The sequence below is a fragment of the Bradyrhizobium sp. P2_E8 genome (assembly GCF_056403875.1).
In genome coordinates this window covers 1-9,422 of record NZ_JBFUES010000509.1, presented here as the reverse complement: position 1 = coordinate 9,422, position 9,422 = coordinate 1, and the positions used below count along the sequence as shown (strand labels likewise).

At 65.4% G+C, this 9,422-nt stretch carries 7 protein-coding genes and 1 pseudogene; 3 read left to right on the top strand and 5 right to left on the bottom strand.

Going from position 1 to position 9,422, the window contains the following annotated elements:
- Positions 1-364: 364 nt before the first annotated feature.
- Positions 365-1,525 (top strand): MFS transporter, encoded by a 1,161-nt coding sequence (locus tag AC1D00_RS25030; RefSeq protein WP_404558248.1) that lies wholly within the window; start codon positions 365-367, stop codon positions 1,523-1,525.
- Positions 1,526-1,527: 2 nt separating this feature from the next.
- Here AC1D00_RS25030 and AC1D00_RS25025 read toward each other — a convergent pair whose 3' ends face one another.
- Positions 1,528-2,517, bottom strand: a complete 990-nt coding sequence (locus AC1D00_RS25025) for a Bug family tripartite tricarboxylate transporter substrate binding protein (RefSeq protein WP_477012488.1) — start codon at positions 2,515-2,517, stop codon at positions 1,528-1,530.
- Positions 2,518-2,811: 294 nt separating this feature from the next.
- Here AC1D00_RS25025 and AC1D00_RS25020 point away from each other — a divergent pair.
- Positions 2,812-5,263 (top strand): annotated as a pseudogene (locus tag AC1D00_RS25020) (ATP-binding protein).
- Positions 5,264-5,308: 45 nt separating this feature from the next.
- Here the strand turns inward: AC1D00_RS25020 and msrA are convergent.
- From msrA to AC1D00_RS25000, 4 genes are all read right to left on the bottom strand, one after another.
- Positions 5,309-5,824, bottom strand: coding sequence for a peptide-methionine (S)-S-oxide reductase MsrA (gene msrA / locus AC1D00_RS25015; RefSeq protein WP_477012487.1), 516 nt, complete (start codon positions 5,822-5,824; stop codon positions 5,309-5,311).
- A gap of 176 nt (positions 5,825-6,000) precedes the next feature.
- A complete protein-coding gene (locus AC1D00_RS25010; RefSeq protein ID WP_135176752.1) occupies positions 6,001-6,423 on the bottom strand; it encodes an OsmC family protein in 423 nt (140 codons plus the stop codon).
- A 128-nt stretch (positions 6,424-6,551) separates the two neighbouring features.
- Positions 6,552-7,241 carry a VOC family protein gene (locus AC1D00_RS25005; RefSeq protein WP_477012486.1) on the bottom strand — a complete coding sequence of 230 codons (690 nt, stop codon included), beginning with the start codon at positions 7,239-7,241 and terminating at the stop codon, positions 6,552-6,554.
- 152 nt (positions 7,242-7,393) lie between these two features.
- A complete protein-coding gene (locus tag AC1D00_RS25000; protein WP_477012485.1) occupies positions 7,394-8,059 on the bottom strand; it encodes a sensor histidine kinase in 666 nt (221 codons plus the stop codon).
- 326 nt (positions 8,060-8,385) lie between these two features.
- Here AC1D00_RS25000 and AC1D00_RS24995 point away from each other — a divergent pair.
- Positions 8,386-9,422: ATP-binding protein (locus tag AC1D00_RS24995; protein ID WP_477012484.1), on the top strand; the 1,037-nt coding region annotated here is incomplete at its 3' end.

Here is a 9,422-nt window from a genome sequence, read left to right as displayed (position 1 = left end):
GCCTTGGGGCTCACGGAGAGCAATCCGCCCTGCCCGCAACTCTCGCGCCCGACGCTGCCGCGTCCACCGCAAGCCCGGCTCGCGAAAATGACGACCACATGATCGCCCCTCAAGGATGAGCCGGGATGGGCGACACATACGACAAAACCGAATTTCGGTAAAGTGGAATATTTTTGTGAAAGGGGATTGACCGGGCGGCGAGACAGGGCCGGTGTTTTGCCCGACGGGCGAGCCCGGGGACCTGCGCTCCCTTGCAGCGTTCGGGGAACTGCTGCGACAAATCGTGCACATCAGGACATAAAGTCGCGGCAATCGTCGGGCTTGTCGACCGCGCCCTCCTTGCCCCCTGCTTTCCGGAGTTCTCATGATTTCTGCCGACCGGCCGGCGACACGGCTTGCGACGCGACTTGCCTTCCTCGTCGCGGGCTTCGGCATCGCGTGCTGGGCGCCGCTGGTGCCGTTTGCGAAGGCGCGGCTCGGCGTCGACGACGGCGTTCTCGGCCTGCTGCTGCTCAGCCTCGGCATCGGCTCGGTCGTCGCAATGCTTCTGACCGGAATCATGAACGCGCGCTACGGCAGCAGGCCGATCATCATCGCCGGCGGGCTCGGTCTCGCCCTGGTCCTGCCTCTGCTGGCCATCGCGAGCTCACCGGCAGCGCTGGCGCTCGCACTTTTCGGCTTCGGCGCCGCGCTCGGCTCCATCGACGTCGCCATGAACATCCACGCGGTGGAGGTGGAGCGCGCAGCGAGACGTCCGCTGATGTCCGGCTTCCATGCGCTGTTCAGCATCGGCGGCTTCGCCGGATCCGCGCTGATGACCGCGCTGCTCTCCTTGCAGTTCGGCGCCCTCGCCTGCACGCTGATCTGCTCGGTCCTGATGCTGATTGCGATGCTGGTCACCTGGCCGCGCCTGCTCCGCTCCGTGCAGGTGCAGGACGGGCCGCTGTTCGTGCTGCCGCACGGCTCCGTGCTTCTGCTCGCGCTGCTCGGCGCCATCACGTTCCTGGTCGAAGGCGCGGTGCTCGATTGGGGCGCACTGCTCGTCATCGGTGCGGGCCTCGTCTCCGAGTCGCAAGGCGGGATCGGCTATATCGTGTTCTCGATCGCGATGACGATGGGTCGGCTCGGCGGCGACGCCGTGGTCGCGCGCATCGGGGATCGCACGACCCTGTTCTGGGGGAGCATCATCGCGGTTGCGGGCTTCGCGGTGCTGCTCACGGCTCCGGTTGCGGCGGTCGCCATGGCCGGCTTCCTGCTCATCGGCCTCGGCGCCTCGAACCTCGTGCCGGTGCTGTTCCGCCGGGCAGCCCGGCAGACGGTGATGCCCACGGGGCTCGCTGTCGCGGCGATCACGACCGCAGGCTACGCCGGCATCCTCGTTGGTCCCGCCGGCGTCGGCTTCGTCGCACGTATCGGCGGATTGCCGACGGCGTTCTGGCTCCTGGCTGTGCTGATGGGACTGGTCACGCTGTCGGCGCGCATCGTCACGGCGGAGCAGCGCGAGGTATCACCAGTCGACGCGTGAGCTCATGACTTGCTCAATCCAATCGATCTGATCACGGGCGCCAGGCTTGCAGTTGTCGCATCGATAATGCGCTGGAATTTGTCCGGACTTGAATTGCTGTCCGGCTCCATGCCCTGGGCGCGGTAGTTCGCCTGAAGCGCCGGATCGGCCATGGCGAGGCGCGTCGTCTGCGCGATCCGATCGATGATCGCATCGTCGGTGAGTTTGGGAGCAAAGATGCCGAACCAGCCCTCATATCTGAGATCCGGCATGCCGGATTCGACGGCGGTCGGAATATCAGGCGCGCCGCTCAGCCGCTTTTCGGTCGTGACCGCAAGCAGCCGGATCTTGCCGGCCTCGCTCAGCTGCTGCAACTGGACCGACATCACGGCAATGACGAGCGAGATCTGGCCGCTGACGAGGTCGTTGGTCGCCTGCGAGACGCCTCGGTACGGCACATGGACCATGTCCAGCGCGCCCGCCTGCTGCTTGAAGGATTCACCGACCAGATGATTTCCCGTGCCGATGCCGGGCGTCCCGTAGGACAGCTTTCCCGGATTGGCCTTCGCGTAGGCGATCAGCTCGCGCAAATTCGCGGCAGGGACCGACGGATGGACGGCGAAAACCAGCGCACTGCTGATCAGGCGGTAGATGGCGCGGAAATCGTCAGCGGAATAGCCGGGATTTGCCGAGGTCAGGGGAATGATGACCTGCGTGCTGCCGTTTCCGAGCAGCAGCGAGTAGCCGTCGGGATCCTCGCGCGCCACCGCGGCAGCCCCGATCGCGCCGCCCGCACCGCCGATATATTCCACGAAGGTCGGCCCGAGCAACGACGACATCTTGTCCACCCAGGGACGCCCGATCTGGTCACCCGCTCCGCCGGCTCCGTACGGCAGCACCAGACGAATGGAGCGAGATGGATAGTCGGCGGTCTGCCCGCTGCGCGGAATCGCCGCCAGCGCCGMTGCGCCTGATAACGCATGGACGAATCGTCGCCGCGAGAAGGAAGGCATGTCCGAATTCCGGAAGTCGGTTGTCATTGTCGAGGCGGGACCGGCTCCCGAACCAACCAATCGCAGCAATCCGCCACCGGCGTCAATGCTCCGCCCGGACAAGTCCCGGCGCGGTCGCCATGGCATGGCGACCTAACCCCTTACGTTCCAAGTCTTATTTCGGCGAGCCGGTGACGATCCAAGCGATCTGCGCAGGTCTGCCAGCCATGCTGCTTTCGGACAGTTTACTGTACGCTTCGTTCTGGTAGACCAAAAAGTAATACCTTTTGACTCCCGTGGTGGGGGCGATGGCGCGTGCCAGAGCATAACGAAGACTCGGCCATTTCGTTTGGGCCCTTTCGGCTGTTCCCAAAGTCCCGGCTCTTGGAGAAGGAGGGCTCGCCGCTTCATGTCGGCGGCCGCGCGCTCGATATTCTCATCTTCCTGGCCGAACGCCCCGGTGTAGTCGTCGACAAGAGGGAGCTGGTCAAGCGCATCTGGGCCGACGTCAATRTCGACGAAGGCAGCCTGCGCTTCCATGTCGCAGCGCTGCGCAAGGCGCTCGGCGACACCGGCAAGTCCGCCCGTTATGTCGTCAATGTGCCCGGCCGCGGCTATTGCTTCGTCGCCTCGCTCGCTAAGGCGGCCCCTCCGGTCGCGCCGGTCTCCTCCGACATCGCCCCTCCCCGCCTGCCCATTCAGCTCGCGAAGATGATCGGACGAGAGGAGGTCATCGAGAAGATCTCCAACGGACTGTCGCTCTATCGCTTCATGACCGTGGTTGGCCCGGGCGGGATCGGCAAGACCGCGGTCGCCGTCACCGTCGGGCATCGGCGTTCCCAGGATTTCGGCGGCCGCGTCTTCTTCGTCGACTTCGGCCCACTGAGGGATGCCAGCCACATAGCAACCACCATCGCCTCCGCGCTCGGGCTGACCATCAACGCGGAGGATCCGACGCCGGCCTTGCTGACATTTCTCAACACCGGGCCGGCCCTGCTGATCTTCGACAGCTGCGAACACGTGCTGGATGATCTGGCCCCGCTGGTCGAGCGCATCGTTCGCGAAGCGCCGCAGCTTCGTGTTCTCGCCACCAGCCGCGAGTCGTTCCGGAGCGATGGCGAGCGGATCTTCCGGCTGTTCCCGCTGGATTGTCCGCCGGAACGCGAAGACCTTGGTGTCGCCGAGGTCCTCACCTACCCCGCGGCCCAACTCTTCGTCGAGCGTATTGCCCAGAGCTCGGGTCCGTTCCAGCTCAGCGCAGAAGAGGCCCCGCTCGTCGCGAGCATCTGCCGGCGCCTCGACGGCATTGCGCTGGCGATCGAGCTCGCGGCGGGCCGCGTCAATGCCTATGGCATCGCAGGCACGGCTTCCCTGCTCGACAGCCGTTTTTCGCTGCAATGGCGCGGACGGCGCACGGCCGTGCCGCGGCACCAGACACTCGCCGCAGCCCTCGACTGGAGCTACGACCTGCTGCCCGCGGCCGAGAGCGCCACCTTGCGGCGACTGTCGGTATTCGCCGGGCCCTTCGCGCCGGAGGCCGCTGCCACGGTCGCGGCCGGCRACGGCGTCAGCGAATCGGAGACTTTAGAGGCGATCGACAGCCTGGTCACCAAATCGCTGATCTCGCCGTCGGGCTCGCGCACGCTGCGCTATCGCCTGCTCGACACCACGCGCACCTACGCGCATGGCAAGCTCAACGAGCTCGGTGAAACCAGGCAGTTCGCACGGCGCCACGCCGAGCATTTTCGCGATTTCTTCGAGCGCGCCGAGGCCGACACGTCGACGCCGCTGCCCGAATGGCTGCACGTCTACGGCGCGGAGCTGGACAATGTGCGCGCCGCGCTGAACTGGGCCTTCGGGCCCGACGGCGATCCGGCGCTGGGAATCGCGCTGACGGCCGCCGCGGTCACGCTGTGGGTGCGGCTTTCGCTGTTCGCCGAATGCCGCGAGCGCACGAGAACGGCACTCGCCGCGCTCGGAGACGGCGGCGACGACCGCGTCCGCATGCAGCTCCTGTCGGCGCTCGGCTGGTCGCTGATGTATGGCGAGGGCCGTGCGCGCGAAGCGCGTCCGATCCTCGAGACGACTCTCGAGCTCGCCGACAGGCTCGACGACAAGGACTTTCGCCTGCGCGCGCTCTGGGGCCTGTGCATCGACCAGTTCAACAACGGACAGTTCGGCAAGGCCCGCGCACTCGCCGATCGTTTTGCGAACGCGGCGGCGAATTCTCACGACAAGTCCGACCTCATGCTGGGCGACCGGCTGATGGCCGTCGCGCTGCATTATCTCGGTGACCAGAACGACGCGCGGGAACATATCGACCGGGTGAACGCGTCGCTGCATGTGCTGGCGGAGAAGCCGAAGATCTTCCCGCTCGATCTCAGGATATCGACGCAATATTTCCGGGCCCGCGGCTGATCGCGGCCTGGAGATGATCGAGGACATCCTGGCGCGTTGCAACGACCGCCAGGAGCGCTGGTATCTGCCGGAGCTGATCCGCATCAAGGCCGAATTGATGCTCAAACAGACGAAGGGCCTGCCCGCGGCCGAAGCGGCTTTTCGCGAGGCGATGGACATCGCAACGCAGCAGGGCGCGCGATCGTGGGAGCTGAGATGCGCCATCAGCCTTGCCCGGTTCAGACTGGGACAAGGCCGCGATGCAGAGGCGCTGGAGGTTCTGGAAACCATTTGCCGGCCGCTGACCGAGGGATCCCGCACCGCCGACATGCGCGAGGCCCAAGGTCTGATTGCGCAGCTCCGGAGCTGAGGCTCACCGCTCGGCCTGTCCCCCGACCATGCGCGACGATGCGGTCTAGCCTCCCACGGCGGCCGCGCGCCGCGGCAGCTTCCAGCCGGGCCGGATGAAGTGACAGGTGTAGCCGTCCGGATAACGTTCGAGATAATCCTGGTGCTCCGGCTCGGCCTCCCAGAAATCGCCGGTAGGCGTGACTTCGGTCACCACTTTGCCGGGCCACAGATGCGAGGCCTCGACGTCGGCGATCGTGTCTTCCGCGATCCGCCTCTGCTCGTCGCTCGTCGTGAAGATCGCGGAGCGATAGCTCGTGCCCCAGTCATTGCCCTGACGGTTGAGCGTGGTGGGATCGTGGATCTGGAAGAAGAACTCCAGCATCGTCCGGTAGCWCGTTTTCGCCGGATCGAAGATGATCTCGATCGCCTCGGCGTGGCCCTCATGATTGCGATAGGTCGCGTTCTTCACCTCTCCGCCGGTGTAGCCGACGCGAGTCGAAATCACCCCGGGCTGCTTGCGGATCAGATCCTGCATGCCCCAGAAGCAGCCTCCCGCCAACACTGCGCGCTCTGTCGTCATATCTCCGCTCCCCTCGTTCGGCTCGCCCGCACCAGCCATTCGATACGCTCTATATCACATGGCGTGAGCCGGGCATTCCCGCAAATCTCCATCCGGCTCTTCTCGGGGCTACCGAAGCTTGCGCAGCTTCAGTTTTCCCGATCAGGGCCGGATGGGCAACTTGTTTGACGACGCGGTCAGGTCAGCTTGGCGTCGAGCGTGATCGCGGCGTTGAGCACCTTCGACACCGGGCAGTTCTTCTCGGCCTCGCCGGCGATCTTGGCGAAACCGGCGTCGTCAAGGTTCGGCACCTTGGCGCGCAGCGTGAGCGCCGACTTGCTGATCTTGAAGCCCTTGCCTTCGGGCTCGAGCGTGACGGCCGCTTCGGTCGAGAGCTCGTCCGGCGTGAAACCGGCGAGCTGAAGACCGAAGGCCAGCGCCATGGTGAAGCAGCCGGCATGGGCCGCTGCGATCAATTCCTCGGGATTGGTGCCCTTCTCGTTCTCGAAGCGCGTCTTGAACGAATACGGCGTCCCGGCGAGCACGCCGGATTCACTCGACAGCTGGCCCGTGCCATCGCGACCGGTGCCCTTCCAGACTGCTGTTGCCTTGCGGATCATCTCAATTCTCCTTGTTTGATTTCAGCACCGGCGCTCGGTACCGGCCGAAGGCGACATCAGCGTGACCGCCTGTCGCCGGCGCGCGATGACCAAGTCATCGCGCGCCGTGGTCCGAGAATGCGGTTGCTTCAGGACGGCAGCGGCTGACCGGCCTGCTCGCGCACGATGTAGTCGGCGTACCAGTCCGCCCAGTTGTCGTCGTGTCCGCCGGTTCGCTTCTCGTGCTCGCCATGCGCCACTGACGCGCGGCGCAGTGCCGCCGCCAGATCGGCCTGCGAGGGGAAATTCGTGCCGTCGCCTGCGATGCGTCCGGGCAGTCGTGTGGTGACCTCCTGGAACAGCCAGCCATTGCCGTCGGGATCGCTGAACGCGGCGAAGGAGCCGTAGCTGCCGCGCATCGGGTCAGCACCGCTGACCCGGATACTGCCGAACAGGTATGGCTCGTCCGGCCCGGCATGAACGTCGCCGCCGCCGTGGAACGGCTCGCTGACCGCGATGCCGCGGTCGAGCAGATCTTGTCGCGCGGCCTCCAGATCGGAGACGATCAGATACAGGCCTCGCGCCGAGCCGGGCGCTGCCGCCGTGACGTTCCTGCCGAAGATCACCGAGCAGGCCGAGCCCGGCGGCGTGAACTGGATCACGCGCCAGTCGCCGCCAGAGGCAAAGTCGGCGTCCAGTCGCCAGCCGAGGCGCATGTAGAACGCCTTGGCGCGGTCGACGTCGGACACCGGGATGACGACGACCTCGAGCTTCAGATCAACGCCGCGCGATGGCGAGGGCTTGGTCCCGGCTTCGCGATCGATTTCGAGTGTGGCCATGTCGAACTCCCTGGTGTGAGGCACGGGTTCGCAACCGAACCCATTCTTTGCAGGCTCAACTTTGCTTTGCAGGCTCAACTTTGCGCAGAATGGCGAATGCCGCTCGTTATCGAATTCTTGGGCTCGTTAGCGGTTCCGGACACAGTCGAACTTCAAGCAGCCGGCATCGCGATGGTCACCCGCGTGCCGCCCTCCCCCGCCTCGCCATGCAGCCGCGCGTGGATGYTGCGTGCGAGCCCTTCGAGAATGCGGCTGCCGGTGCCCTGAAGCGGCCCGATGGCGCCGATCCCGTTGTCGGCCACCGTGCAGACCCAGGCGCCGTCGCGGTTGGCGAGGTCAATGCGGATCAGCGCACCATTCTTGTTCGGGAAGGCGTGCTTTGCCGCGTTCGTGACCAGCTCCGTCAGCATCAGCGCGAGCCGATGACATTGCGATGCCGGCAGCACGCCGTTCTCAATCGCGGCCTCGCAGCGGATGCCCGCCGGCTCCAGCACGGCCTCGGAGATCGCTCCGCAGAGATTTTCGAAGAAGGCCCCGACGGGGACCATCGATTGATCGTCGTTGTCGGACAGGAGCTGATAGAGCCTGCCGAACGCAACGATGCGCCGCTCGAACCGATCCACCGCAAGCGACACGTCCCTGGTGGCGGCCCGCGTGAAGTCGCGGCGGACTGACGCACCCAGCAGCGTCAGCGTGTTCTTCATGCGGTGGTGGGATTCCCGCAGCACGAGTTCCCAATCACGCGACTGATCGTCAAGGCTGCCGACGAATTGCGATCGAGCGGCGCTGCCGTTCGACATCGAGCCGATAGCGGACATGATAGCCTCCCCGTTGGAACAGGACCTAACTCGAAGGCCATACTGGATGCATCGCGCGCGATTTGCCCGTTAGACGTTGCAAGATTTTGTTATGATCGGCGGCATCACACCTGTCAGCAGAAGCTGTTGTCGCGACGGTCAAGCCTGCTGACGAATTGTCGCAGTCGCGTCGTAAACCGCTCGCGTTTAAGCAAAATTTGCAACGGATAGGCCGCCTGCGTTCGGCGATACCCACGCGATTTCGCCACTTTCGATCCGTTTACTGATAACTTCGCTCTGTTCAATCAAAGCGCAGACGCCAGCCCTTTCACTGGAATCATTGGCCCTTGCCGGACACTAACGACCAGGATTCGGCCATTGCCTTCGGTCCTTTCCGGCTGCTTGCAAAGGCGCGGCTGCTGGAGAAGGACGGCGCGCCGCTTCACCTTGGCGGCCGTGCGCTCGACATTCTCATTTTTCTCGCCGAGCGCGCCGGCGAGGTCGTTGACAAACGAGAGTTGATCAAGCGGGTCTGGTCCGGCGTGACGGTCGACGAAGGCAGCCTGCGCTTCCACATCACGACGCTGCGCAAGGCCTTAGGGGATGCCGGCGAAGGTGCCCGCTACGTCGTCAACGTCCCCGGACGCGGCTATTGTTTCGCCGCCCCGCTGCATCACCCTGCACCCTCGGAGAGCCGGACCAGCCCGCCTGTCTCGTCGCCCCACGCGCTGCCCTCGCCGCTTGCGCGGATGATCGGGCGGGACGAGGCCGTCGAGAAGATTTCGGCCGAGCTTGCCCTGCATCGCTTCGTCACAATCGTCGGCCCCGGCGGGATCGGCAAGACCTCGGTCGCACTTGCCGTCGCGCATCGCGAGTTCACGGCCTTCGACGGCCAGGTGAGCTTCGTCGATTTCGGAGCGCTGACGGATGCCCGGCTGGTTCCCGGAACGATTGCGGCCACCCTGGGCCTGACCGTCAATTCCGACGACCCGATGCCGGGCCTGCTGGCGTTCCTGCGCAGCCGGCGGACGCTGCTGGTGTTCGACAGTTGCGAGCACATCCTCGACGAGCTCGCGCCGGTGGCCGAACGCCTCGTCCAGGAGGCGCCGGAGCTGCATATTCTCGCCACCAGCCGCGAATCCTTTCGCAGCGAAGGTGAGCGCGTCCATCGGCTGTTTCCGCTGGATTGTCCCCCAGAGCGCGACGGGCTCGGCATCGCCGACATCCTTGCCTATCCCGCAAGCCAACTCTTCGTGGAACGCATTGCCGAGAGCCTGAGCGAATTCGAGCTCAACGAGGAGGACGCGCCGCTTGTCGCCGAGATCTGTCGGCGGCTGGACGGCATCGCGCTCGCGATCGAGCTCGCGGCCGGACGTGTGAACGC